The sequence below is a fragment of the Rhodoferax sp. genome, assembly GCF_044236835.1.
Classification (GTDB): domain Bacteria; phylum Pseudomonadota; class Gammaproteobacteria; order Burkholderiales; family Burkholderiaceae_C; genus Allorhodoferax.
The window spans coordinates 39,940-63,395 of record NZ_JBIIGC010000006.1 but is presented as its reverse complement, the minus strand read 5'-3'; the positions used below and the strand labels follow the sequence as shown (position 1 = coordinate 63,395).

20 protein-coding genes are annotated in these 23,456 nt (G+C 59.9%); 9 read left to right on the top strand and 11 right to left on the bottom strand.

Annotation, left to right across the window (positions count from 1 at the left end; all coding sequences use genetic code 11):
• Position 1 precedes the first annotated feature (1 nt).
• From ACILRC_RS05970 to ACILRC_RS05955, 4 genes are all read right to left on the bottom strand, one after another.
• Positions 2 to 871 (bottom strand): HDOD domain-containing protein, encoded by an 870-nt coding sequence (locus ACILRC_RS05970; RefSeq protein ID WP_395668443.1) that lies wholly within the window; start codon positions 869 to 871, stop codon positions 2 to 4.
• Between the two features lie 51 nt (positions 872 to 922).
• A complete protein-coding gene (locus tag ACILRC_RS05965) occupies positions 923 to 1,882 on the bottom strand; it encodes an alpha-E domain-containing protein (RefSeq protein ID WP_395668442.1) in 960 nt (319 codons plus the stop codon).
• A 23-nt stretch (positions 1,883 to 1,905) separates the two neighbouring features.
• Positions 1,906 to 3,417 carry a circularly permuted type 2 ATP-grasp protein gene (locus ACILRC_RS05960; RefSeq protein ID WP_395668441.1) on the bottom strand — a complete coding sequence of 504 codons (1,512 nt, stop codon included), beginning with the start codon at positions 3,415 to 3,417 and terminating at the stop codon, positions 1,906 to 1,908.
• A gap of 99 nt (positions 3,418 to 3,516) precedes the next feature.
• The gene (locus ACILRC_RS05955; RefSeq protein ID WP_395668440.1) at positions 3,517 to 5,982 is read right to left on the bottom strand and encodes a DNA internalization-related competence protein ComEC/Rec2; all 2,466 of its coding nucleotides are present in this window, start codon (positions 5,980 to 5,982) and stop codon (positions 3,517 to 3,519) included.
• Between the two features lie 261 nt (positions 5,983 to 6,243).
• On the opposite strand from ACILRC_RS05955, the gene ACILRC_RS05950 reads away from it, so the two are divergent.
• A complete protein-coding gene (locus ACILRC_RS05950; RefSeq protein ID WP_395668439.1) occupies positions 6,244 to 9,861 on the top strand; it encodes a DUF2126 domain-containing protein in 3,618 nt (1,205 codons plus the stop codon).
• A gap of 31 nt (positions 9,862 to 9,892) precedes the next feature.
• Here ACILRC_RS05950 and ACILRC_RS05945 read toward each other — a convergent pair whose 3' ends face one another.
• Positions 9,893 to 10,786, bottom strand: coding sequence for a patatin-like phospholipase family protein (locus ACILRC_RS05945; RefSeq protein ID WP_395668438.1), 894 nt, complete (start codon positions 10,784 to 10,786; stop codon positions 9,893 to 9,895).
• Positions 10,787 to 10,880: 94 nt separating this feature from the next.
• Here ACILRC_RS05945 and ACILRC_RS05940 point away from each other — a divergent pair, with 94 nt between their 5' ends.
• Complete coding sequence (locus ACILRC_RS05940) at positions 10,881 to 11,369, top strand: DUF1499 domain-containing protein (protein WP_395668437.1); 489 nt, start codon at positions 10,881 to 10,883, stop codon at positions 11,367 to 11,369.
• Positions 11,370 to 11,426: 57 nt separating this feature from the next.
• Here ACILRC_RS05940 and clpA read toward each other — a convergent pair whose 3' ends face one another.
• The 3 genes from clpA to icd form a co-directional block, all read right to left on the bottom strand.
• Entirely contained in the window at positions 11,427 to 13,748 is a 2,322-nt protein-coding gene (clpA, locus tag ACILRC_RS05935) for an ATP-dependent Clp protease ATP-binding subunit ClpA (protein ID WP_395668436.1), read from the bottom strand.
• 79 nt (positions 13,749 to 13,827) lie between these two features.
• Positions 13,828 to 14,190: an ATP-dependent Clp protease adapter ClpS gene (clpS, locus tag ACILRC_RS05930; RefSeq protein WP_395668435.1), complete on the bottom strand. Its 363-nt coding sequence runs from the start codon at positions 14,188 to 14,190 to the stop codon at positions 13,828 to 13,830.
• A gap of 169 nt (positions 14,191 to 14,359) precedes the next feature.
• Positions 14,360 to 15,619, bottom strand: a complete 1,260-nt coding sequence (gene icd / locus ACILRC_RS05925; RefSeq protein ID WP_395668434.1) for an NADP-dependent isocitrate dehydrogenase — start codon at positions 15,617 to 15,619, stop codon at positions 14,360 to 14,362.
• A 192-nt stretch (positions 15,620 to 15,811) separates the two neighbouring features.
• Here icd and ACILRC_RS05920 point away from each other — a divergent pair, with 192 nt between their 5' ends.
• A complete protein-coding gene (locus tag ACILRC_RS05920) occupies positions 15,812 to 16,261 on the top strand; it encodes a DUF192 domain-containing protein (protein ID WP_395668433.1) in 450 nt (149 codons plus the stop codon).
• Positions 16,262 to 16,314: 53 nt separating this feature from the next.
• Here ACILRC_RS05920 and ACILRC_RS05915 read toward each other — a convergent pair whose 3' ends face one another.
• Entirely contained in the window at positions 16,315 to 16,896 is a 582-nt protein-coding gene (locus tag ACILRC_RS05915; protein WP_395668432.1) for a Fe-Mn family superoxide dismutase, read from the bottom strand.
• Between the two features lie 42 nt (positions 16,897 to 16,938).
• Positions 16,939 to 18,246: an exodeoxyribonuclease VII large subunit gene (gene xseA, locus ACILRC_RS05910; RefSeq protein ID WP_395668431.1), complete on the bottom strand. Its 1,308-nt coding sequence runs from the start codon at positions 18,244 to 18,246 to the stop codon at positions 16,939 to 16,941.
• A 179-nt stretch (positions 18,247 to 18,425) separates the two neighbouring features.
• Here xseA and ACILRC_RS05905 point away from each other — a divergent pair, with 179 nt between their 5' ends.
• From ACILRC_RS05905 to adk, 6 genes are all read left to right on the top strand, one after another.
• Complete coding sequence (locus ACILRC_RS05905; RefSeq protein ID WP_395668430.1) at positions 18,426 to 19,052, top strand: MotA/TolQ/ExbB proton channel family protein; 627 nt, start codon at positions 18,426 to 18,428, stop codon at positions 19,050 to 19,052.
• A gap of 13 nt (positions 19,053 to 19,065) precedes the next feature.
• Positions 19,066 to 19,494: an ExbD/TolR family protein gene (locus tag ACILRC_RS05900; protein WP_395668429.1), complete on the top strand. Its 429-nt coding sequence runs from the start codon at positions 19,066 to 19,068 to the stop codon at positions 19,492 to 19,494.
• Between the two features lie 5 nt (positions 19,495 to 19,499).
• Complete coding sequence (gene lpxK, locus ACILRC_RS05895; protein ID WP_395668428.1) at positions 19,500 to 20,615, top strand: tetraacyldisaccharide 4'-kinase; 1,116 nt, start codon at positions 19,500 to 19,502, stop codon at positions 20,613 to 20,615.
• Complete coding sequence (locus ACILRC_RS05890; RefSeq protein ID WP_395668427.1) at positions 20,596 to 20,778, top strand: Trm112 family protein; 183 nt, start codon at positions 20,596 to 20,598, stop codon at positions 20,776 to 20,778. Before lpxK ends, ACILRC_RS05890 begins: the two co-directional genes overlap by 20 nt.
• Positions 20,779 to 20,785: 7 nt before the next feature.
• On the top strand, positions 20,786 to 21,562 hold the full coding sequence (kdsB, locus tag ACILRC_RS05885) for a 3-deoxy-manno-octulosonate cytidylyltransferase (protein WP_395668426.1): 777 nt from the start codon (positions 20,786 to 20,788) through the stop codon (positions 21,560 to 21,562).
• Positions 21,563 to 21,670: 108 nt separating this feature from the next.
• Positions 21,671 to 22,327: an adenylate kinase gene (gene adk / locus ACILRC_RS05880; RefSeq protein WP_395668425.1), complete on the top strand. Its 657-nt coding sequence runs from the start codon at positions 21,671 to 21,673 to the stop codon at positions 22,325 to 22,327.
• A gap of 36 nt (positions 22,328 to 22,363) precedes the next feature.
• Here adk and ACILRC_RS05875 read toward each other — a convergent pair whose 3' ends face one another.
• Entirely contained in the window at positions 22,364 to 23,449 is a 1,086-nt protein-coding gene (locus tag ACILRC_RS05875) for an asparaginase (RefSeq protein ID WP_395668424.1), read from the bottom strand.
• Positions 23,450 to 23,456: the final 7 nt, after the last annotated feature.

Genomic DNA, 23,456 nt, shown 5'->3' with positions numbered 1-23,456 from the left:
CTTAGGCGAGTGCCACGCTTTCAAAAAGTGGGTGCAGGGCGTCAACCCAGGACTCCACCTCCGCTTGGGTGACATTGATGAATTCCAGGCAGCTTGCGCCGTGTTGCTCCCACTCTTGCAAGGCAGGAACACCCTCGTGGCCCACCACCAAGTGCTCAGCGACCAAGGCAATAGCCACCAAAGTGCGCGCTTGCAATGGGAGTTGCCCATTGGCAAAGATCGTGAAGTCATGGTGCAGGCGCACCGCCATGGCGATGACTGGCGGTAAGCGCCAGGTCTTGGCTACGATGGCTCCAACGACCGCGTGGTCGGTGCGATGGGATGCGTTCTCCGTCTGGGTGAAGGATCGGTCTTGCCGCGCCATCGCCTCAGCCAGGGTTCCTGAGTAGCCCTTGAGGCCCTGCAAGAGAATCGGAATTCCGACGTGGCAAAACAAGCCGCAGGTGTGGGCCACATCGGCGTCTACGCCGTACAGCTGGCGGGCAATGAACCCCATGGCCAACGCGCGCCGCGTGGAAGTTTCCCAAAAATGCTCAATCAACGGCGAATTGGTGCGAATCGTGTTGCGCAGCAAAAAACCGGTGAGGATTTGCACGGTCCGCGAGACACCGAGCATGGCAACAGCTTCGCCCACGGTGGCAGCGCCGCGGGACCGCGCGTAGATCGGGCTGTTGGCGACCCGAATCAACGCGGCTGCCATGGCCACGTCGCTGTTCGCAATACGGGCGATCTCAACGGGGTTGGGGTCCTTTTGATCGAACTCCTTGCGCAACTCCAGCAGCAAATCCGGGCACGGCGGGATAACGATGTCCTTGACCGGGCCGTGGGTTCGTGCGAGCTCAAGCTCTTGGTCGATTTGTGCGACAGACATTGGGGCTCCTGTGGGGCCGCATTATCTCGGGATTTGCACCTTGTCCTGAGCTTAGCCGTCGTTAGAGACCAGAAACTCGCGACTAATGTGAGAACCTAGGTCATTGACCCGGTCGAGAAACTGGGTCAGGTAAGCATGGAGTCCGGTGGCCAGGATTTCATCGATACGACCGTACTTGAGTTCAGCGCGCAGCTTGCCGGCACGGCGCAGCGTTTCACCCTCAGGATTGCTGCTGACCAGCACGAGGTTGTTGACCACCTCGTTGAGGCTGGCATGCAGCGAGCGCGGCATGTCGGATTTGAGCATCAGCAGCTCGGCCACCCGCTCAGGGCGAATGACATCGCGGTACACCTTGCGGTACACCTCGAAGGCCGAGACGCTGCGCAGTATCGCGCTCCAGTGGTAGAAGTCATACTCTTGGTCGCGCTCGTTGGCCGCGCCATAGAAATCGCTCTGAACCGCGTGAAACTTCACATCCACCAAACGCGCGGTGTTGTCGGCACGTTCCAAAAAAGTACCCAAGCGCATGAAATGCAGCGCCTCGTCCATGAGCATGGTGCCCACCGTTACACCGCGCGATAGGTGAGAGCGAAACTTAACCCACTCAAAAAACTGCGACGGGTCGGCGGCAAACACATCGCTGTTGATCATGCGTTTGACCTCCAGCCAAGTCTGGTTCTGTGTCTCCCAAACCTCGGTAGTGAGAGCCCCGCGCACGGCACGCGCGTTCTCACGCGCGGCACCCAGGCACGACACGATAGACGAGGGGTTTTGCTCGTCCTTGACCATGAAGTTCATGACGTTACGGGCGGTCACTGCGCCATAGCGCTCGGTGTAGGCGCCAGTCAGCTCGCTGATAGAGAGCAGGCCCTGCCAGCCCACCTGGGCCACCGCGTCCGACTGTGGCAGCAGGGAGGTCTGATAGTTGACATCCAACATGCGTGCGGTGTTTTCAGCCCGCTCGGTGTAGCGGGACATCCAAAAGAGGTGGTCAGCGGTTCTTGACAGCATACGAAGTTCCTTGCGCCTGAGATTTATTGCTTTTGGGACTGCGAAGCGGATGAAGCAGAGGCAACCGCGGGCGACGCATCTGCCTCCAAGATCCATGTGTCTTTGGTACCTCCTCCTTGGGAGGAGTTGACTACCAATGAGCCGTCCTTCAAGGCCACGCGGGTCAACCCGCCGGGGACCATCTGCACGGTTTTTCCAGAGAGCACATAAGGCCGCAAATCGATGTGGCGCGGTGCGATGCCAGTCTCCACGAAGGTGGGGCAGCTCGACAGACTCAAAGTGGGTTGTGCAATGTAGCCGCTGGGATTGGCCTGCACGGCCTTGCGAAAGTCCTCAATCTCGGCCCGAGTGGCCGCAGGCCCCACCAGCATGCCGTAGCCGCCGGCGCCATGCACCTCCTTGACCACCAAGTCCTTTAAGTTGTCCAAGGTGTATGCCAAATCGTCCGGATTACGGCACATGTAAGTGGGCACGTTGTTCAAAATGGGCTTCTCGCCCAGGTAGAAATCAATCATGCGCGGCACGTAGGGGTAGATGGATTTGTCATCCGCAATGCCCGTGCCCACCGCGTTGCAAATGCTCACGTTACCCGCCCTGTACGCACCAATCAGACCAGCGCAGCCCAGCGTGGAAGTGGGGCGAAACACCGTCGGGTCGAGGAAGTCGTCGTCGACCCGGCGGTAAATCACATCGACGCGGCGTGGACCACGGGTGGTACGCATATAGACAAAGTTGTCTTTGACAAACAAATCCTGGCCTTCCACCAGCTCCACGCCCATTTGTTGGGCCAAGAACGCGTGTTCAAAGTAGGCGCTGTTGTACATGCCCGGCGTCAGCACCACCACGGTGGGCTCGGCGGTGGTCGCCGGGCTGCTGGCGCGCAAAGTCTCCAGCAGCAAGTCCGGGTAGTGCGCCACTGGAGCGACGCGGTGGGCACTGAAGAGGTCGGGAAACAGACGCATCATCATCTTGCGGTTTTCCAGCATGTAGCTGACGCCGCTGGGCACCCGCAGGTTGTCCTCCAGCACGTAGTACTCGCCCTTGCCCTGCGCGTCGGGTGCACGCACGATGTCGATGCCGGAGATGTGGGAATAGATGCCGTGCGGCACATCCACGCCGACCATCTCCGGGCGAAACTGGGCGTTGCCTTCGATCTGCTCGCGCGGCACGATACCCGCCTTGATGATCTCCTGGTCGTGGTAGATGTCGTGAATGAACCGGTTGAGTGCATTGACACGCTGTACCAGTCCACGCTCCATGGTCTGCCATTCGTGAGCGGGAATGATGCGTGGGATGAGGTCAAACGGGATCAAGCGCTCGGTGCCGGCGCCGCTTTCGTCCTTCTCGCCGTATACCGCAAAGGTGATTCCGACGCGACGGAAGATCATCTCTGCCTCTTCGCGTCGCTTGGCCATCATGTCGCCAGGCTGCCTCGCGAGCCATTCGTCGTAGATCTTGTAGTGGTCCCGAATCTGTGCCCCTTTCGTAAAAAACTCGTAGGGGAGCTGGGTGTACATCTCGTCGAATTTATGCATAGGGCCTCAGTTTCCTCGGTCGCTGCGCTGGGTCAAGCAAGCTTTACACCAGCATACCAAACCCCACCGGCACGAGGTCAGGGCCGCGCGGCCACGGCATCACGGCACCCTGTGGTTCCAATAGCGTTGTTGCACCAAGCGGGTGCATAACACCTCTGCAGGCACCTCCGTGGACCACGCCATAGCCCCGCAGTGGGGCGAGTCGTGCACCGCAATGCCACGCTCGGTGTAGCGGCCAAGAACCGACGCTGCCGGGTGTCCGAAGCGGTTTCTGTAGCCCGCTTGCACCCAAGCAAACCGGGGCTGCACCGCATCCAGAAACGCCGCCGTGCTGGAAGTTTTGCTTCCGTGATGCGGCACCAACAGCACATCGGCGCGCAGCGGTGCACCACGGTGTACCAGGGCGGCCTCCTGGGCAGCTTCAATGTCGCCCACCAGCAGGGCAGCATGCTGTCCACCTGAAATGCGCAACACGCACGACAAGGTGTTCGGTCGCGGCAGCGCTGCGCCAGGCCCGGGGTAGTCTTGGGAGCGCGGGTGCAAGATTTCAAAAAGCACACCGTCCCACCTCCAAGCCAGGCCCGCCTCGCAGCGCTGCACGGTGCGCACAGCCTGCAACGGGTGGTCCCGCTCGATGGAACTCAGCACGCGGGCATCGGGCTGCACGGCCAACACCGCCGCCGCGCCGCCGGTGTGGTCAGCGTCACGGTGGCTGAGCAGCAGTACATCCAACGGAACTTGCAGCGCCTGCAGCAAGGGCACCAGCACCCGGTCGCCCGCATCGCTTTCCAAGCTGTAGCGGGGGCCGGCGTCGTACAGCAGCGCATGCCGAGCAGTACGCACCAGCACCGCATTACCCTGCCCCACATCCGCTGCCAACAACGCAAAGTGGCTAGGCGCGGGCGCGGGCCATTGCCAAAGCAGCAGGGGCAGCAACATCGCCAGGCCACACACCCGCAGATGCCAGGGCAAGGCCAGCACCAAAATCACCGCGCCCAGTGTGCCCAAGCCGCCTGCCCAGGCAGGTGCGATGGCCAGCACGACGCTGGCCAATGGCCAAGTCGCCATCCCGCGCAGCACCGTAACCAATAGGTCCATCGCCACCGCGGCCACACCCCACACGCCGGGCACCGCCACCCCAAGCAGGGCCAACGGCGTCACAACCAGCGTTACCCATGGAATGGCAAACAGATTGGCCAATAAGCCGACCACCGATGCCTGACCAAAAAACAACAAGGTCAGCGGAGCCAAGGCCACCGTCAGTCGCCCCTGCACCCGCGCCAGCTCCGCCAACCAAGCCGCAATCCGCAGCGCCACCCGCTGCGGTGCTGCCTCCAACGCCACCACGGGCGCGCTGCTCGCAAACAGAACACCCACCGCCACGAAACTCAGCCAAAAACCGGGCTGCAGCAAAGCCCACGGGTCCCACGCCACGACCACCACACCCGCCAGCAACCACACGTGGGGCCAGGGCCAGCGCAGCCCCCGCAAACGCAACGCGCCGAACATGGCCAACATCAGGCAAGTTCGTTGTGCGGGCAAACCCCAGCCTGAAAACACGGCGTACGCCACCGCCAGCGCCATGCCACCCAGTACCGCCGCGCTGGGCGCGGGGAACCAGCCGCACAGCGTGACGGAGCGCCGCCAGAGGGAGCCCACCAACAGCGCGGCTGCCCAGGCAAACATGGTGATGTGCAGGCCTGAAATGCTCATCAGATGGGTAATGCCCGTGCTGCGAAACACGTCCCAATCCTGCGGCTCAACCGAACGCTGGTCACCCACGACCAGCGCCGCCAACAGCCCCGCAGTGGACGCTGGCTCAACGGATGCAAAAATCGCCTCTCGCACGCGCTGGCGTAACTGGTCCACAGGTTGCCGCCAGGTCTGCGCCATGCGCTGTGGCGCTGGATCTGCAGGCCCGGCGCGCACATAGCCGGTTGCGCCCACGCCTTGTTCCCACAGCCACAGCTCGTAGTCAAAACCGTGCGGATTTGCCCCGCCGTGCGGCGCCTTGATCCGCACCACCATGCGCCACCGTTCACCCGGCTGCAGCGGCAAAGGCTGGCGCTGCAGCCCCACCGAATCGCTGCCCCGCGCGTAGACCCCTGCGTACCAGCCCAAATCCAGCTTGTTAGGCAGCTGTACAGCTTCGCCTTGGAGTGTGGCCTGCAGCACCCGCAGGCGAAAACGCAAGCCCACGTCACTGCGTTGGGGCAGGTCTTCGACTACGCCAGTGACCAGCAGATCGCGCCCCTCCAGCGCCGGGTCCAATGCACCCCATGCGTACCACCCAGCGCGCACACCTGTGGCTGCAAAGCCCACCGTCAGCCACGCCAACAAGATGAGCACGTTTCGCAGAGCACCGTGCAGCTGGCGCTGCGTGCCCAGTCCCCAGGCCGTCGCTGCGCCAAACAGCATGGCGCCATAAGCCCAAGTGGCCCAGAGTGCAGTTTGTTGCAACTGCAGCGCAACGCCCAATAGCCAGGCCAAGCCAGCGGCGAACAAGGGCAGATGGCGCGGGGTGGCCGCACGGTCAGAGATCGCAGAAGTCGCTCGATCAGGCACGCGGTGGGCTTTCGGTTGGAGCGCAGCGAGCGCCGGCGTGGAAGGCACACCGGCATCACTGCGGCCGCGGCAATGTAGCGTTGGCAACAGCACGCCCCTTGGGCAAATGCTCCGCATTCGCAATCGAACTCGGGCGGCTGCCCTGCGGCGTGGCGCGGCTCTTGCTAATTCAACCCAGGCCCAGCAGACGCCCGAACACGCACTGTTGCTACCATCGACCGCAAGCCGTCAGCCTTTGGCACTACCCACCGAGCCCCGCACATGTCCACTCACGTCGCACTCAACCACGTCACCCACTACCGCTACGACCGGCTGGTTCAACTGGGGCCCCAGGTCGTGCGCCTGCGTCCAGCGCCGCACTGCCGCAGCAAGGTTTTGTCGTACTCACTCAAGATCGAGCCTACGACCCACTTCATGAACTGGCAGCAAGACCCGTTTGCCAACTACCAAGCGCGCTTGGTGTTCCCACAAAAAACCAAGGAGTTCAAGGTCACGGTGGACTTGGTCGTCGAAATGGCGGTGTACAACCCGTTCGACTTTTTTCTGGAGCCTGATGCCGAGGAGTTTCCATTCCAGTACGAGGCCAAACTCAAGCAAGAGCTTGGGCCTTACTTGCACGCCGATCCGCTCACCCCGTTGGTAGCCAACTGCCTTAAGAAGATCGACACCACCAAGCGCCGCAGCGTGCTGTTTCTGGTGGACCTCAACCAGATGGTGCACACCGACATCGCCTACACCATCCGCATGGAGCCTGGCGTGCAAACCCCGGAAGAAACGCTGGCCAAGGGTTCGGGCTCCTGCCGGGACTCGGCTTGGCTGATGGTGCAGCTCTTGCGTAACTGCGGGCTGGCGGCGCGTTTTGTGTCGGGCTACCTCATTCAGCTCACCCCGGATGTCAAATCGCTGGATGGCCCCAGCGGAACCCAAGTGGACTTCACCGACCTGCACGCCTGGTGCGAGGTCTACCTGCCCGGCGCGGGCTGGGTCGGTCTGGATGCGACCTCTGGTCTTTTGGCAGGCGAAGGCCACATTCCGCTGGCGTGCACACCACTGCCTTCAGGCGCTGCGCCGATTGAAGGCGGTGTTGACGAGTGCGAGGTGGAGTTTGGCCACCACATGCAGGTCACCCGCATTTTCGAATCGCCCCGGGTCACCAAACCCTACACGCCCGAGCAGTGGCAGGCCATCATGGCGCTGGGCGACACGGTCGATCAAGACCTGGTCGCAGGGGATGTGCGATTGACCATGGGAGGCGAGCCCACGTTCGTGGCCATGGCCGACCGTGACGCCGCCGAATGGAACACCGACGCACTGGGCCCCACCAAGCGTGGCTACGCCACCAGCCTGGTACACAAGCTGCGCGACGAGTACGGTCAAGGCGGCTTTTTGCACTTCGGCCAAGGCAAGTGGTACCCCGGCGAACAACTGCCCCGCTGGGCGCTTAACATTTATTGGCGTACCGACAAACAACCGGTTTGGAAGAATCCCGATCTGTTCACCGACGAGCGGGACCCCACCCAATACCGCAGCGAAGAAGCGGGGCGCTTCGTCCGTACACTGGCATCGAAGCTCGGTCTTACTGACCAGTACGTGCAACCGGCCTACGAAGACACTTGGTACTACCTTTGGCGCGAACGCCGCTTGCCGGTAAACGTCGACCCCTTTAACTCCAAACTCGAGGATGAGATGGAGCGCTCGCGCCTGCGCCGAGTGTTCGAGCAAAAGCTCGATTCGGTGGTCGGTTATGTGCTGCCGGTCAAGCCAAGCGCAGGCCCACGCCTGACCGGCCCCGAGTGGACTACCGGTCCCTGGTTCTTCAGGGACGAGCGCATGTACTTGGTGCCCGGTGATTCGCCGATGGGACTGCGTCTGCCGCTGGACTCGCTTCCGTGGGTCAGCGAGGGCGACTACCCGTACCTGATTGAGCGCGACCCGGCCACCGAGCGAGGCGCATTGCCGACGCATTCCAGCTTCGCGGCACGCTATGCGCCCGGTGCCATGGGCGCCCAGAGGACACAAGCTGCGGGCGGCGCCGCTGGTGAGGGTTCGGCGGCAAACGGACCCGCTGCGTCACCGGCCAGCGCAATTGCTGCGGCGTCTACAACACGTGCTACGCCGTACTTGGCTGGTCACGCAGCACCAAGCGAAGCGGTGCGAAAAATGCAAAGCAGCATAGGCGCTAAGAATGCCGGCAATGCGGGCGGCACGGGTAGCAGCGTGGCGGCCAACGCCCGCAGTGGCAGCCAGCCTGAGCCTGCAAACTTTGCGCGCGCACCGCAACTAGGGGAGAGCGCCCACTGGATCACCCGCACTGCGCTTTGTGTTGAAGTGCGCGACCCGCGGCGCGCCAACGGTCCCAAGGCCGAAGCCGTGGGCAGCAAGTCCGGCGTGTTGTACGTTTTCATGCCACCGCTGGAGTTGCTGGAGGACTACCTCGATTTGCTCGCCGCCATTGAAGCCACGGCGACCGAACTCAAGGTCAAGATCGTGCTCGAGGGCTACCCACCGCCGCGCGACCCACGCCTCAAACTCCTGCAGGTCACCCCTGACCCGGGCGTGATCGAGGTCAACATCCATCCGGTGAGCAGCTGGAAAGATCTGGTCTACAACACCGAGTTTCTTTATAACGCTGCCTTCGAATGCCGGCTGTCTGCCGAAAAGTTCATGACCGATGGCCGCCACACCGGAACCGGTGGAGGCAACCACTTCGTGATGGGCGGTGCGACACCCGCCGACAGCCCGTTTCTGCGCAGACCGGAGCTGCTAGCCAGCCTGCTGCTCTACTGGCACAACCACCCTTCACTGAGCTACCTGTTCAGTGGCATGTTTGTCGGCCCAACCAGCCAGGCACCGCGCGTGGACGAAGCCCGCAATGACCAGCTGTACGAGTTGGAGATCGCCGTTGAGCAAATCTATAAGAACCGCGCGCTGTACGGCCAAAGCATGCCCCCGTGGTTGGTGGACCGCACGCTGCGCAACATCCTGATCGACGCCACCGGCAACACACACCGCAGCGAGTTTTCGATTGACAAGATGTATTCGCCCGACTCCGCCACCGGCCGCTTGGGTCTGCTGGAGTTGCGCGCCTTTGAAATGCCGCCGCACCCGCACATGAGCAGTGCGCAGCAGCTTCTGCTGCGCGCTTTGGTGGCACGCTTTTGGAAGACGCCCTACAAGGCTCCAGCCACCCGCTGGGGCACCGAACTGCACGACCGCTTCATGCTGCCGACTTTCATCAAGATGGACTTTGAAGACGTCATTTCCGAAATGAATTTGGCGGGCTATGCCTTCGATGCGCACTGGTTTGCGCCGCACTACGAGTTCCGCTTCCCCGTAGTGGGTACAGTGCAAACCGCCGGTATCGAAATGACGCTGCGCAACGCGCTGGAACCTTGGCACGTTATGGGCGAGGAAAGTGGCGGTGGTGGCACAGCGCGCTATGTGGACTCGTCGCTGGAGCGCATCGAGGTGCGGGTGACCGGCCTCAACGAGAGCCGCTACGCCATCACCTGCAACGGCGCCGCATTACCGATGCAAAACAGCGGCACCGTAGGCGAGTTTGTCGCCGGTGTGCGTTACAAGGCTTGGAACCCGCCCAGCAGCCTGCATCCCAGCATCGGCATCCACGCGCCATTGACCTTCGACATCGTAGACACTTGGATGAATCGCTCATTGGGCGGCTGCCAGTACTGTGTGTCACACCCCGGCGGAGTGAATTACGCGAGCTTTCCCGTCAATGCCTACGAAGCCGAGAGCCGCCGACTGTCGCGGTTCTTGCCAATGGGGCACACGCCCGGCGAGCTGGTGGTGCCACCTGCAACGATCCATGTGGCGGCCAGCAAAGAATTCCCCTTCACACGGGACCTGCGGCGCCAGTAGCCTTGTCATTCCCCCGGTCCTCAAGCCGGCGCTAACGAGTCTTGGCGAGGATGGCGGCGCGCAGTTGAGGTAGCGCCTGCAGCATGGCCTGTCGCCCCGCTTCGATCGAGCGCTTGCGGGCGCCAAAATCTGCGCTGGATACACCGACTAACAAGGGTCGAACAACGATGTCGGCGTCTCGCAGCTCGAATGTGTTGATGCTTTTCCCCATGATGGCAAAGGTCTGCAGCAAAATCTCCAAGGTGCCGCTTGCCAGATTGCCTTCTGGTGCGCTGGAAATGTCGACCGCAATCACCAACTCGGCGCCCATCCGTCGGGCCGCGCGGACTGGCACTGGCGACACGAGGCCACCATCCACGTACTCTCGCCCCGATATTCGCACCGGCTGAAAAAGAGCCGGCACCGCGCTCGAAGCGCGTACTGCAGTTCCGGTGTCGCCCCGCTGGAAGACAGCGTCCTGACCGGACTGCAGGTCGGTCGCCACAATGCCCAACGGTATCACCATGTCCTCAATGAGCCGCGATCCAACTTGTGCGTTGACATAGCGGGCCAAGGCGTCGCCGCGCAGGACGCCGCGGTTGAAGATGGGCAACGTCCAGTCAGCAAACGTAGCCTCCTCCATGGCCTCGGCAACTTGCTGCAATTGCCCACCAGACTTGCCACTGGCGTACAGGGCGGCAACCAAGCTACCGGCAGAGGTTCCAGACACCACCACAGGCTTGATGCCGGCCTCCTCCAGCACCTGAATGACGCCCACGTGGGCAAAACCACGGGCGGCGCCGCCGCCGAGCGCCAATCCAATACGTGGAGGTACTTTGGCCGCTGGCACAGGCACGGCAGTCGTGGGTGGCGCAGGTTCTGTAACCGGCGTAGTCGAGCAAGCGGAGAGAACTAGAGCGAGAATCACAGCCACCCCACGTAGCATCCAGCGAACAGAGGCCGGGTGTGGGCATGCGGTATTCTGCGTGGAGCGATGGCCCGACATTTCGGGCGTCGGTTCTACATCAGGAGCAAGCACGATGAATGTCATTGGGATCGTTGTATTGGTCATTTTGGGTGCCAGCATGGTCACCGTCATCGCAGGCCGGTTTGGGCTGCTCGAGGGCAAACCGCCCCGTAATCTAGGTGTCAAGGAGGGCCGCCTTAAGCCGCCGTCATTGTCGCCCAACAGTGTGAGCAGCCAAGCGGATCTGTACCCGGACCACCCCCAACAACGCTACGCAAGCATCGCCTCCTTCGAGGCTGGCCAGGACGCACAGGCGTCAGTCAAAAAAATTGAGCAGATTTTGCAATCCATGGACGGGGTGCGCATCGTGGAGCGCCAAACCGACTATTTCTACGCACAGTGCCAAACGCCGCTACTGCGCTTCACAGACGATGTGGAATTTTGGCTTGACCGTGCCAGCAATACCATCCACGTTCGCTCGGCCAGCCGCCTAGGCCGGCGTGACTTTGGCGTCAACCGCAAGCGGGTGGAGCAGATACGGGCGGCGTACCTGATCCCTTAAGCAGACTCATTTCACTGGACACTTTCAGCGATCAAGCCGATGAATAACCACAGCGCCTCAACTCGCAGTAGCTTCTTCCGGCTTGGACTTGCCTTCTTTCTTGGGTAGCGGCTGGATGTCGAGCAAGACCTCGGTTTTGCTCTCATCAGTACCGTCCAAGTCGACGGTCAATCTGCCACCGTCCGTGAGCCGACCAAACAAAAGTTCGTCCGCCAAAGCGCGGCGAATGGTGTCTTGAATCAGGCGTTGCATTGGCCGGGCACCCATCAGCGGATCGAAACCCTTCTTGCCAAGGTGCTTGCGCAAGGCATCGGTGAAAGTCACGTCCACCTTCTTCTCGGCAAGCTGGGTCTCTAGCTGCAACAAGAACTTGTCCACCACCCGCAGGATGACGTTTTCGTCAAGCGCCTTGAAGCTCACTGTCGCATCCAACCGGTTGCGGAATTCGGGTGTGAAAAGGCGTTTGATGTCCGCCATTTCGTCACCCGCCTCACGTGGGTTGGTAAAGCCGATGGTGGCCTTGTTCATGGTCTCGGCGCCCGCATTGGTTGTCATGATGATGATGACATTGCGAAAGTCTGCCTTGCGCCCGTTGTTATCGGTCAAGGTGCCGTGGTCCATCACCTGCAGCAGCACATTGAAGATGTCCGGATGGGCCTTTTCAATTTCATCAAGCAGCAAAACGCAGTGAGGCTTTTTGGTCACCGCCTCGGTCAACAAACCACCTTGGTCAAATCCCACGTAGCCCGGGGGGGCGCCAATCAGACGACTCACTGCATGGCGCTCCATGTACTCGCTCATATCAAAGCGAATCAGGTCAATACCCATGATGTACGCCAACTGCTTAGCTGCCTCGGTCTTGCCCACGCCTGTGGGACCCGAGAACAAAAAAGACCCGATGGGTTTGTCGGCCCGACCCAGACCTGAGCGAGCCATCTTGACCGCTGAGGCCAACACATCGAGCGCTTTGTCCTGTCCGAACACCACGCTCTTGAGATCGCGCTCCAAGGTCTTGAGCTTGTCTCGGTCGTCGTTGGACACGTTAGCCGGGGGGATGCGGGCGATCTTCGCGACGATCTCCTCCACCTCGGATTTGCTGATGGTTTTCTTGCGCCGGCTAGGCGGCAAGATGCGCTGCGCGGCGCCTGCCTCGTCGATGACGTCAATCGCCTTGTCGGGCAGATGACGATCGTTGATGTATTTGGCGCTCAATTCGGCAGCAGCCTGTAGAGCCGCTACCGCGTACTTAACGTTATGGTGCTCTTCAAACCGCGATTTGAGGCCCTTGAGAATCTCCACAGTTTGCTCAACCGAAGGCTCGACCACATCCACCTTTTGGAACCGTCGAGACAGTGCGGCGTCCTTCTCAAAGATACCGCGGTACTCGGTGAAGGTGGTCGCGCCGATGCACTTGAGCTGCCCGGAACTCAGGCCCGGCTTGAGCAAGTTCGATGCATCTAGCGTCCCGCCAGAGGCGGCCCCGGCGCCGATCAGGGTGTGAATTTCATCGATGAAGAGAACCGCATTGGGCCGGTCCTTGAGTGCCTTCAAAACGCCTTTTAGACGCTGCTCAAAATCACCACGATATTTGGTGCCAGCGAGAAGCGCGCCCATATCAAGGGAGTACACCACCGCCTCTGCCAATATCTCGGGCACATCGCTCTGCGTGATGCGCCAGGCCAATCCTTCCGCAATGGCCGTTTTGCCCACACCGGCTTCGCCAACCAACAGGGGGTTGTTCTTGCGGCGGCGGCACAGAATTTGAATGACGCGCTCTACCTCATACTCGCGGCCAATCAAGGGGTCCATCTTGCCGTCTTTGGCCAGCTGGTTGAGGTTGACGGTGTATTGCTCCAGCGGGGATGTCTTTTCGCCCTTTTCCGCACCACCCTCCTCCGCTTCAGGGGGTGACTCGGACGACTTGGAGGCCTCGGGCGGGTCGCTCTTTTTGATGCCGTGCGCGATGAAGTTAACGACATCCAAGCGAGTGACGCCCTGCTGGTGCAAGTAGTAGACCGCGTGCGAATCCTTCTCGCCAAAAATGGCAACCAACACATTAGCACCGGTCACTTCTTTCTTGCCGCTTCCGGTGGACTGCACATGCATGATGGCGCGTTGGATCACTCGCTGAAAACCCAAGGTGGGCTGCGTATCCACATCTTCAGTACCCGCAACCTGGGGGGTGTTGTCCTTGATGAAGTTCGAGAGCGACTTGCGCAGATCGTCCATGTTGGCCGAACATGCACGCAGTACCTCGGCGGCGCTGGGGTTGTCCAACAACGCCAGTAGCAGGTGCTCAACTGTGATGAATTCGTGGCGTTGCTGGCGCGCCTCGACGAACGCCATATGCAAGCTGACTTCGAGTTCTTGGGCAATCATGTGAGTTCCTTCTGCCTAGCGTTGGTAATTGACTGTAATCCGTTTTCGAAGCATGGAGGCGCAAGGGGCGGATCTGTGTTCAAAATTCCACGGGTTCGCTAACACATTTCAATGGGTGCCCTGCTTTGTGGGCGGCCTCAAGCACTTGGTCCACCTTGGTGGCCGCCACATCCTTGGAATAGACACCACACACCCCTTTCCCATCGAGGTGAATCTTCAGCATGATCTGGGTTGCCTGCTCCAGGTCCTTGCCAAAAAACTCTTGGATCACTACCACCACGAATTCCATAGGGGTGTAGTCATCGTTGAGCATCACCACTTGGTACATGTGCGGCGGCTTGACTTTCTCGGTGCGGCGCTCCAAAACGACCGAAAATCCGCCTTCGCGGTCCGGCTCGCGCAGGGGAACGGTGGGAGGGGCTTTCGGTTTGTCTGAGGCCATGCAAACGATTCTATCGGTCACTGCACAATGGTGACTCACCCACGCGATGTGGAGACACAAGTCTGGGAATCAAGCCAATTCCTAGTCTTGAACCGCTTTGGCGACTCCGGCTTGGCCGTTCTTCGTGGCAGCGCCCCCGCATAGTAGCCACCCCAGCGACTTGGAGTGATTACATTTGGTCAATCATCACTTGGCCGAAGCCTGAGCAGCTCACCTGGGTGGCGCCATCCATGAGGCGGGCGAAGTCGTAGGTGACCTTTTTGCTCAGAATCGCCTTTTCCATAGACCTCAAAATGCAATCGGCAGCTTCTCGCCAGCCCATGTGGCGCAGCATCATCTCGGCGGACAAAATCAGGGACCCTGGGTTCACGTAGTCCTTGCCAGCGTACTTTGACGCTGTGCCATGGGTGGCCTCGAAGCATGCCACTGTGTCCGACAAGTTAGCGCCGGGAGCGATGCCGATACCGCCCACCTGCGCGGCTAAGGCATCGGAGATGTAGTCTCCGTTCAGGTTGGGCGCGACAACCACTGAGTACTCGGCCGGGCGCAGCAAAATTTGCTGCAAAAACGCATCTGCAATCACGTCCTTGACGATGATCTTTTTGCCGCTCTTGGGGTTCTTCAACACACACCAAGGTCCACCATCGATCAACTGCGCACCGAACTCGCGCTGGGCCAGTTGGTAGGACCAATCCCGAAAACCGCCCTCGGTGAACTTCATGATGTTGCCCTTGTGGACGATGGTCACATTGGGCTTGTCATTGTCGATCGCATACAAAATCGCACGGCGCACCAGCCGCTCAGTGCCCTCTATTGACATCGGCTTAATGCCGATGCCAGAGGTCTGGGGAAATCGAATCTTTTTGACCCCCATCTCATCATGCAAGAACGCGATAACTCGCTGGGCCCTTGTGCTACCCGCTTCAAACTCAATGCCCGCGTAAATGTCTTCCGAGTTCTCCCGGAAAACAACCATATTGGTTTTTTCTGGCTCTTTGAGCGGTGAGGGAACGCCCTGGACGTATTGCACTGGTCGCAAGCACACATACAAATCCAGTTCCTGCCGCAACGCAACGTTCAGCGACCGGATGTCACCGCGGGCGGGGGCCGCCAATGGCCCCTTGATGGACACGATGTACCTCCGCAAGGCATGCAGCGTTTCGTCAGGCAACCAGACATCTGGTCCATAGACCCGGGTGGCCTTATCACCAGCAAACACCTCCATCCAGTGGATCTTTCGTTGACCCAGATACACCTTATGGACCGCAGCGTCGACCACTTTGAGCATGACTGGGGTCACATCCAAACCGACGCCATCGCCTTCGATGTAGGCAACGACAGGGTTACTAGGCACGTTCAGCGACATGTCCGCATTCACGGTAATGGGCTGCCCCTCGGAAGGGATCTTGATGTGTTGGTATTCGGACATGGGAAGAAAAGATCAAGGGTCAATTGCCGACATTGCAGCGTTGAGTTCACCCGCAAGGTGCGCTTAGGCAGTTAAATTTTAGTCCCGTCAAGCGAGGACATCGATATCCAGCAAACCAGTCGGTGGGTGGACACAGAAGTCATTCGGGACCCACCGACTTGCGCTGGATACCTCTTGTTAGACAATGCGCCCATGAAAATCTTCCTCCGTTCCACATGCGTGGTGTTTTTGTTCCTGGCGTTCTCGGCCATCGCCCAGGACAAACCCCAGCTTGCGCTTGAGCGAACGACGCTGCTTGCCGGGTTCCACCAGATCGATGCACAACTGGCTGTCACCCCTGAGCAACGGGCCATTGGGCTGATGCACCGTCAAGACATGCCGCCGCATGAGGGCATGCTTTTTGTTTTTCCTCAAGCGAGCACGCAGTGCTTTTGGATGAAAAACACATTCATTGCGCTGACCGCCGCCTTTTTGGCAGACGACGGCACCATCGTGAACTTGGCGAATATGAAACCGCAAACCACTGAATCTCATTGCTCTGCGCGGCCAGTGCGTTTTGTGCTGGAAATGAACCAAGGATGGTTTGGTAAAAAGGGCCTGCAGGTGGGCTCAAAGATATCCGGCGCGCCCTTCAAAAAGTAGCGCTTCAACAAAAAAGCCGACGCAAGCGTCGGCTCTGGAGGGGCTCTGCGCACTTACGCGAAGTTGGCCTGGGCAAACTCCCAGTTGACCAGTTTGTCAAGGAAAGTCTCGACAAACTTCGGGCGCATATTCCGATAGTCGATGTAGTAGGCATGCTCCCAGACATCCACCGTCAACAACGCCTTGTCTGCGGATGTCAAAGGTGTTCCGGCAGCACCGGTGTTGACGATATCTACCGAACCGTCAGGTTTCTTCACAAGCCAGGTCCAACCCGACCCGAAATTACCCACTGCTGACTTGACAAACGCTTCCTTGAAAGCCGAATAGCTTCCCCACTTTGCGGCAATGGCCGCAGCCAGTGCGCCCGTCGGCTCACCACCACCCTGGGGCTTCATGCAGCTCCAGAAAAAGGTGTGGTTCCAAATCTGCGCCGCGTTGTTGTAGATGCCGCCGCTGGACTTCTTGATGATGTCTTCTAACGCCATGCTCTCAAACTCGGTTCCCTTTTGCAGGTTGTTCAGGTTGACCACATAGGCGTTGTGGTGCTTGCCGTGGTGGAACTCCAGGGTTTCCTTGGAGTAGGCGGGAGCCAATGCGTCAATGGCGTATGGCAATGCAGGCAGGGTATGTTCCATTGGGAGCCTCAAAGTTGGTTGCAAATGCGCCGATTGTAGAAACTAATCTGAGTGCACACGCAGCACCTCCAGATCAACCGCTCCGTCTGCCAGGGTTGCCATCAAGCGCAAGCCCACCTGAGCCTGACGGACCGTGGTGACGGACCTCCCATCCTCTTGAACGATCCAGGCGTAGCCTCGCTCTAGAACGCGCAATGGGTTCTGCGCTTCCAAGCGCACAGCCAAAGCACCAAGTGCCTCACGCCGCAGGCGCGTCGCCTGCAAAGCGGCTGCAGGTAGCGTCCGCCTGTGCTGCTGCGGCTTGGTCATCAGCGAATGCATTTGCGCTTGCAGGCCCGAACGCAGCCGATGCGCGTAGCCAGTCAGAAACACCGCCTGGCGAGCAATGAAGCCGGAGGGGCGGCCCAAGCGGGCGGCCAGGCGATCGGCATGCTGCGCTTCGCGGTCTACCCCATGCTGCATGACGGATTGCAATCGGCGCTGGAACTCGCCAAGGTCGGCCAGTATGGCCGCAGTGGGCAAACTGGCCAACTCTGCCGCGGCAGTGGGCGTAGGTGCGCGCAAATCGGCCACGAAGTCCGCAATCGTGAAGTCGGTTTCATGCCCGATGCCAGACACCAGCGGCACCGGGCTGCGCGCAATGGCGCGGGCCAGTTGCTCATCGTTGAATGCCCACAGATCCTCCAGTGATCCGCCGCCCCGCACCAGCAGTATCAGGTCCACCTCAGGAGCTCTTCCACCTTGGCTTAGAAGATACAAACTTTCTAAGGCGCGGATGATGTCTTGGGCGGCACCCGCGCCCTGCACCAAAGAGGGGACGAGCACCACCGGAATATGGGGCACGCGACGCTGCAGAGCGGTCACCAAGTCGTGCCACGCCGCAGCCCCGGTCGATGTGACCACACCGATGCCGCGCGGCATGGGGGGCAACGAACGCTTGCGCCGGGCATCGAACAAACCCTCTTTGCTCAGCTGCTCCTTGAGTTGGGCAAAGCGCTCGAAAAAAGTTCCTTGCCCAGCCCGTGCCAAGCTATCCACCACCAGTTGAAGTTCGCCTCTCGGCTCGTATACACCTACGGTACCAGTCACTTCAACCAAGTCCCCATCACGCGGTACCCAGGCCATGCGTTCGGCGGCGCGACGAAACATTGCGCAGCGCAGTTGCCCGGATGAATCCTTCAGGGAGAAGTAGCAGTGGCCACTGACTGCACGCGCGAAACCAGACACCTCGCCGACCACGCGCACCGGATTGAAGCGGCTGTTCAACGCATCTGCAATCGCGCGACACAGAGCGCCCACCTGCCAAATGCGCGGCAACGTGCCGGATTCAGAGGGTTCCGGTCTGCTCATAGAGGGCCGCATTTGCAGCATTGGAGTTCAATGGAACACGCCATAGATCGATTGACAGACTTCTTTAGTGCGCCCATATACGTCGTCCACACCGCTTGTAGGTTGCCAATAAAACGGAACAAGCGCGCGATGTGCAGTGGGCCATAATTCGTAAGCCCATCTTTGCTCGGAGCCCACTTTTGCTTTCCATCATACAAGCCGCTGGTTGGCCGATCTGGCCCCTGATTGCGAGCTCCGTGCTGGCAATGGCGATCATTTTTGAGCGCTTCATCAGCCTCAAGACCAGCAAAGTTGCGCCGCCGCATCTGCTAAGCGAGGTCTTGGGTGTGGCGCGCAATGGACTGCCTAGCCCCGAAGTCGTCGCACAACTGGAGAATGATTCGGCATTGGGAGAGGTGCTGGCCAGCGGCTTTCGTGCCCTTAAAGCCGACCCACTTTGCAGTTCGGAAGAACTGCGCGAACAGATGGAGTCGACTGGTCGCGCAGTAGTGCAACGGCTTGAATTGCACCTCACCGCCTTGGCCACAATTGCATCGGCAGCGCCCTTGATGGGCTTGTTTGGTACCTTAGTGGGAATGATCGAAATCTTTGGCTCGCAGACGCCTGGCGATTTAAGTGGCGGCAATCCTGCGCAGCTGGCACAGGGCATTTCAATTGCGCTCTACAACACCGCATTCGGTCTGGTAGTGGCCATTCCTTCCTTGATTTTTTGGCGCTACTTTCGCGCCCGGGTGGACGCCTATGTGTTGACCCTCGAGCTCGCAGCGCAGCATTTGGCTCGTCACCTGCGGCAACCCCGTCGATAAGCTCTCCAAGACCATGAATTTCCGACGGCGCCGCATAGAGGAACCAGAGATCAACTTGATCGCGTTCATCGACGTGTTGCTCGTGATCTTGATTTTCTTGATGCTCTCGACCACCTACAGCCGATTCACACAGTTGCAGGTGCGCGTGCCAACTGCCGATGTCGAGCCCATGCGCCAACGCCCCAATGAGCTCGTGGTTGCAGTGGGTGCTGAGGGCGCCATCAGCGTGGATAACAAGCCTGTTTTGGGCCGTGGCGTGCAGTCGCTAGCAGCAGCGATATCCCAAGCTGCCACAGCGGGCAAGGACACTGTTTTGGTGATCAGCGCGGATGCACAGGCGAAGCACCAGTCCGTGGTAACAGTGATGGAAGCTGCCCGCAGCGCCGGACTCCACCAGATCACCTTCGCAACCCAGTCCGCCCAAGGTGGAACAGCGCGTTGAAGGTCATGCCGCAGCCGGCTCCTAAGCAGATTAGGTTTGCGAATTTCCTCAGCAAACGCTGGACCGATGCAATCGCCCTCTGGCTGGAAACCAGCTGGCAGCACGACGGCAGGCTTTCCCTGGCTCTGTTGCCTTTGGCATGGCTGTACCGTGCCGTCTTTGGGTTGCGACAGATGCTTTACCGCACGGGAATGGTTCACTGCCACAAGGCAGCCGTGCCGGTGTTGGTGGTGGGCAACGTCATCGTCGGTGGCGCTGGAAAAACACCCACGACCATTGCCATCGTCCAACACCTGCAAGGCCAAGGCAGGCGTGTTGGCGTGGTGTCGCGGGGGCACGGGCGTGGCACGCGACGCTATGCCCGGGTGGATGCCGCATCCAGAGTGCAAGATGTCGGCGACGAGCCTTTGCTGGTTTTTCGGGCGACCCAAGCACCAGTGTGGGTAGGTCCAAGCCGCTATCTTGCAGCGAAGCACCTGCTGCAAATGCATCCGGATGTTGAACTCGTGATTTGTGACGACGGGCTGCAGCATTACGGCCTGTACCGGGACGCAGAGATCTGCGTGTTTGACAACCGAGGTTGTGGCAACGGTAAGCTTTTGCCTGCCGGCCCCTTGCGCGAGCCCTGGCCGCGTACGCTGCTGGCCGCGGCTGGCCAGTCGCCACAAACCACCTTGGTGCTTCATACCGGCACGCGCCCCGTGTTCAACGGCCACCGTGCGCACCGCGGCTTGGGTCCGTACGCCGTGGGTGCAAGCGGCGCCCAACGCGCCTTGCAGGAACTTGCCTTGCAGATTGAGAAACCGCTCTTCGCAGTCGCAGGTATTGCCCAGCCAGAGGCCTTTTTTTCGATGCTTCGGGCGCTCCAACTTCCGCTGGCAGGTACGCTGGGTCTACGTGACCATGCTGACTTTTCCGGATTCGATGTGCAGCTTGCGCAAAGCTTCACACTGCTGTGTACCGAGAAGGACGCCGCAAAACTCTGGCAGGTCGCACCCCACGCATGGGCAGTGCCACTACAGCAGACGATGGACCCCCCGTTTTGGGACGACTTGGATCGGCTGCTGGAACCGCTATGGGCTGCAAAGTTATCATCACAGCATGGACAAAAAACTGCTTGAGTTGATCGTTTGCCCGGTAACCAAGGGCCGTTTGGAATACCACAGCGAACGCGCCGAGCTGGTGTCGCGCAGCGCGCGTTTGGCCTATCCCGTTCGGGACGGTATACCCATCTTGCTTGAAGAAGAGGCACGCACGCTCACCGACGCCGAGCTGGAACAGTAGGCGCTTGATGCAGTACACGGTTTTGATCCCCGCGCGGCTGGCATCCACCCGGTTACCCAACAAGCCTTTGGCCGACATTGGCGGCATTCCGATGGTGGTGCGCGTGGCGCAAAGGGTGCAAAGCGGCGTGCCGCAAGGCACCCGTGTCGTGGTTGCCGCAGACCACACCAGCATTGTGCAAGCCTGTGCCCGGCACGGTATCGAGTCGGTGGTCACCGCCATAGACCATGTGTGCGGAACCGATAGGCTGGCTCAGGCCTGCGAATTGCTCGGTCTGCAAGACGAGCAAGTTGTTGTCAATGTCCAAGGCGATGAGCCCCTGATTGACCCCCAACTGGTGAGCGCAGTGGCGCAGTTGGTCTGGGGAGTGCACGCGCCCAGCATGGGCACCGCTGCGCACCCCATCGTGTCAGCACGAGACTTTGTCAACCCAAACATCGTCAAGGTGGTCACCGACGCAAAGGGTTTTGCACTGTATTTCAGCCGGGCACCGATTGCTTGGCCACGCGACCTATTCGCCCGAAGTGAGGATGCGCTACCCGTACCTGCGCCCTTGCGCCATATCGGAATATATGCCTATCGGGTAGGCTTTCTTCGCACATTCACGGCATTGGCTCCAGCGCCCATTGAGACCACGGAGGCGCTTGAACAACTGCGAGCACTTTGGCACGGTCACCGAATTGCGGTGCACCTTTGCGAACAGGCGCCAGAGGGCGGTGTGGACACGCCCGAAGACCTGGTGCGGGTGCGACAAATCTACGCAGCACAAGCTGGCGTGCTGTAAGGTTGCCCACAGTCTGGGCGTGCTATTCTCGCAAGCATTTGCCGGTCAACTTGCACCGTCAATCTTGTCAACTGACTGGCCGGGCTTAGGTTCAATTCGAGGGTCTCCATGAAACTGATTTTGTTGGGCGCACCTGGCGCTGGTAAGGGTACACAGGCCACCTTTATTTGCCGCAAATATGGTATCCCCCAGATCTCGACGGGGGACATGCTGCGTGCAGCCGTCAAGGCAGGAACCCCGCTGGGTGTACAGGCAAAGGCCGTGATGGACGCTGGGGGACTCGTAAGCGATGATTTGATCATCAACCTCGTCAAGGAGCGCCTTGCACAGGCCGACTGCGCCAACGGCTTCTTGTTTGACGGGTTTCCGCGCACCATACCGCAGGCCGATGCGATGAAAGCTGCCGGTGTGCGTTTGGACTATGTGCTTGAAATTGATGTTCCTTTTGACGCCATCATCGAACGCATGAGTGGCCGCCGATCTCACCCGATTTCAGGTCGCACCTACCACATCAAATTCAATCCGCCCAAAATAGAAGGCATCGATGACATTACCGGCGAGCCGCTCCTTCAGCGCGAGGACGACAAAGAGGAAACCGTCAAAAAGCGACTAGAGGTTTACAGCGCACTTACCCGACCCTTGGTGGCCTACTATTCTGAATGGGCCCGCAAAAATTCGGCGGCCGCGCCAAAGTACCGCTCAATCAGCGGAGAAGGATCGGTGGACGCAATCACTGAGCGGGTATTTAAGGCGCTCACCTCCTGAGACTGCGCCCGGATACTCCCGAGATTGGCACGGTGCTCATGGCGCCGTTGACATAAGCTGAAGCTGCATCTCAATGCGCGCCTTGACCGGAGATAAGCCCACCGACGGAAACTCCTCAGGGATACCGGCGGACGCATCCACCACCACGCCGCCAGCGCAGCGGCTGGTGCGCCAGACCCAAACACCGCGTCCAACGGCCACACGCAAAGCCCGTTCCATCTCAAAATGAATGCTGCCGTTGCCGGTGCCTGCAACCACAATGCCGCGCAAAGGATCTGTTGACGTATCCATCGCTCGGACCATATCAAGCACCATAGCGCCGCCTGCACCGCTGTGGCTGGTGACAATTTCAACGCGAGGTATCAATGTGCCATGCAAGGCAGCCCCCGGGATTGGTTGCAGCCCAAGTGGCTCGGATTGCGACACCAACCGCACCCGTCCTTCCTCGACGTACGCAACTGGAGCAGCCTCACCCGAGTCAAAAGCATCTACTCGGTATGGCTGCACTTTGCGTACAAGAGCGCCAGCGTGAACTTTTCCTGCGCAAACGACCACCACGCCGCTGACCTTACCAGAGGTCGCCACGGCAGTAGCATCGGCCAAATTGGCCGGCCCATCGGCCTGGCTGGAACTCGCCGGGCGCATCGCGCAAGTCAGCACAATCGGCTTGTGCGTCAGCTGCTCCATCGGTAGGACCCGGTGAAGAAAGTAAGCTGTCTCCTCCAGTGTGTCGGTCCCGTGCGTGACGACGACACCGACGACATCGGGGCGCACCAAATGGAACTGCAAACGCCCCAGCAGCAGCGACCAATGCCCAAATCCTAGGTCTTTGCTATTGATCTGAAAGACCTGCTCGGCCTGCGCAATACAGCCGACAAGTGAGCGCTGCAAGTCTTGAGAGGTATCCAGCAAATCTTGAATCCCAAGCTGGGCCGCCTTGTAGCTCACGTTGTCGCTGGACGACGCAGCAGACCCCGCAATCGTTCCACCCGTCCCCAAAAACACCACTTTCTTCGACATGCGAATCCTTTGCTTGCAAAAAGACAAAAACTGTCTGAAAATACAGTTACTGGTTAAGAAACCAGTATGTTGATAGCACCAGTTAGTTTCCCATATTCCCACCAGGAGA

Bases quoted from the DNA above. Each gene is read 5' to 3' on its own strand.
- ACILRC_RS05970 (WP_395668443.1), bottom strand. From the start codon at position 871: ATGTCTGTCGCACAAATCGACCAAGAGCTTGAGCTCGCACGAACCCAC.
- ACILRC_RS05965 (WP_395668442.1), bottom strand. From the start codon at position 1,882: ATGCTGTCAAGAACCGCTGACCACCTCTTTTGGATGTCCCGCTACACC.
- ACILRC_RS05960 (WP_395668441.1), bottom strand. From the start codon at position 3,417: ATGCATAAATTCGACGAGATGTACACCCAGCTCCCCTACGAGTTTTTT.
- ACILRC_RS05950 (WP_395668439.1), top strand. From the start codon at position 6,244: ATGTCCACTCACGTCGCACTCAACCACGTCACCCACTACCGCTACGAC.
- ACILRC_RS05945 (WP_395668438.1), bottom strand. From the start codon at position 10,786: ATGCTACGTGGGGTGGCTGTGATTCTCGCTCTAGTTCTCTCCGCTTGC.
- ACILRC_RS05940 (WP_395668437.1), top strand. From the start codon at position 10,881: ATGAATGTCATTGGGATCGTTGTATTGGTCATTTTGGGTGCCAGCATG.
- clpA (WP_395668436.1), bottom strand. From the start codon at position 13,748: ATGATTGCCCAAGAACTCGAAGTCAGCTTGCATATGGCGTTCGTCGAG.
- clpS (WP_395668435.1), bottom strand. From the start codon at position 14,190: ATGGCCTCAGACAAACCGAAAGCCCCTCCCACCGTTCCCCTGCGCGAG.
- icd (WP_395668434.1), bottom strand. From the start codon at position 15,619: ATGTCCGAATACCAACACATCAAGATCCCTTCCGAGGGGCAGCCCATT.
- ACILRC_RS05920 (WP_395668433.1), top strand. From the start codon at position 15,812: ATGAAAATCTTCCTCCGTTCCACATGCGTGGTGTTTTTGTTCCTGGCG.
- ACILRC_RS05915 (WP_395668432.1), bottom strand. From the start codon at position 16,896: ATGGAACATACCCTGCCTGCATTGCCATACGCCATTGACGCATTGGCT.
- xseA (WP_395668431.1), bottom strand. From the start codon at position 18,246: ATGAGCAGACCGGAACCCTCTGAATCCGGCACGTTGCCGCGCATTTGG.
- ACILRC_RS05900 (WP_395668429.1), top strand. From the start codon at position 19,066: ATGAATTTCCGACGGCGCCGCATAGAGGAACCAGAGATCAACTTGATC.
- lpxK (WP_395668428.1), top strand. From the start codon at position 19,500: ATGCCGCAGCCGGCTCCTAAGCAGATTAGGTTTGCGAATTTCCTCAGC.
- ACILRC_RS05890 (WP_395668427.1), top strand. From the start codon at position 20,596: ATGGACAAAAAACTGCTTGAGTTGATCGTTTGCCCGGTAACCAAGGGC.
- kdsB (WP_395668426.1), top strand. From the start codon at position 20,786: ATGCAGTACACGGTTTTGATCCCCGCGCGGCTGGCATCCACCCGGTTA.
- adk (WP_395668425.1), top strand. From the start codon at position 21,671: ATGAAACTGATTTTGTTGGGCGCACCTGGCGCTGGTAAGGGTACACAG.